The sequence below is a fragment of the Microbacterium sp. R1 genome, from assembly GCF_015159725.1.
GTDB lineage: Bacteria > Actinomycetota > Actinomycetes > Actinomycetales > Microbacteriaceae > Microbacterium > Microbacterium oxydans.
Window position 1 is genome coordinate 1 of sequence record NZ_JADDUD010000010.1, and the last position, 1,545, is coordinate 1,545.

A 1,545-nucleotide genomic window follows, 5' to 3' on the forward strand; every position below is an offset into this window, starting at 1 on the left:
CTTTTTTTGGTGACGTGACACCAAGGCCAAGTTTACAACCTTTTGTCGTAAACACACTCACCACTTTGCTTGGCTAGAGCGGAATATATTCCAACAAGCTCCTGTCGATTTGGACAGGCTGGGAGTGTCTAATCCTAGAACATTATCTAGGATTAAGGATTTTATCCTGAAGATGCCCCATGATAAAAAGGCACCGGCACCTAAAAAGGTGCCTGCTCCACCAAAGCCGAAGGGTAGCAATGACCCAAGGCTCAAGGGTTATAACCCTAAGTCCACAAAACCAAGTGGACATGGTGGACCGTCCTTTTCCGCTGTTGGCAAGCAGCGCGTCGCCTTCATCCAGGCCGCGAGGTGCTTTGATGAGTACCTCAAGAGGGTTTATGGTTCAAACATGACCATTTCCCAGTTTGAGCGGATCCTGTTGGAGGTGCGTGGGCGGCCAGAGCTCCGGCCAATGCTTTTCATTGAGCCTGAAGCCATTAAACTCCATGTTGAGTATTGTGCCGCCAAGAAAAGGTCGGAAGAGGAGGAGGCAACGTTTAAACAAACGTTCGCCACCCCGTCAGTGGCTATAGCCGCTGACATAACGTCCATTGAGGACCTTTTTTCGATTCCGAAATAGGGACTCGGACCGGGTGGTCAATCCCACATTGTGGGCCCTCCGTCCAAACAATGTATTGGACAGCGGTCTCCCGGTAAATCCACCTCTGGAAACCTTCAGAGGCAGGGGAGGCTAGACTCTTTTGAGTCGACACCGCGGCCACCGAGCCGTAGGGAGAAAGATCCCTTTCAGGAGGAAGTATTTTCCTCTGTCCCAGGCCGTAGATCGGACCTACGCACTTTGGTGCAGAATCAGAAGAATTATCTTCTGTTCAAGGGACAAAAATTGGTAACCCCTGATTTTTATCAGAGGTGCCATTCGGTACACAAGGAGAGGATCAAAAGGGTCCTCCCTGAGGTTATTTACCTCAAGACTACCCATAGCGTGGGAGTCCAGGCATCGCCTCACGTGAGGAAGGTTTACTCACGTGGTCTTGTGTACCGTTATCGATGGTTTCGAGAGATCTTCTACTCGATCTCATCAATTCCCCTGAGAATTCAGGCGGTCATCCTGAGTATCATCAGAGGCGTTCACGGCGCGCTTATTACACCGCAGAACGTGAGTTGGACACCGGAGTTCTTGCCTTCGGGCCCTCCACCCAGTCACGTCTGGTGTGGTTCGTGCGTCGGGTGTGATACAGTTTTCTGTGGTAGAGGCATTGCCTCTGCCCCGGAGGGAAGTCCCCGGGCCACCCGAAGTCCTTGTAGAGGACGCACAGGGGATCTATGGTTGAATCCCCATTCAGGAAACATCCTGATGTAGCTATAGCTACGGGGTCTGGTGAACCCCATGACCGTGATATGATACAACCAAAGTTGGTCATATCCCCTCAACCCTTCAAATAAGACATTCAATAAACCTCATAGCGAAGTTTATTGACCCTAAAGGGAAATGTCCTAAAGGACAAGCTCTAAGGCCCAAAGGCGTGAGCAAGGAAGGGTGAG

General features: G+C 50.8%; 1 protein-coding gene. It reads left to right on the plus strand.

The features are described from left to right. Window positions 1-124 precede the first annotated feature (124 nt). Window positions 125-622, plus strand: coding sequence for a hypothetical protein (locus tag ILP86_RS19455; RefSeq protein WP_193762727.1), 498 nt, complete (start codon window positions 125-127; stop codon window positions 620-622). The last annotated feature ends 923 nt before the right edge of the window (window positions 623-1,545 follow it).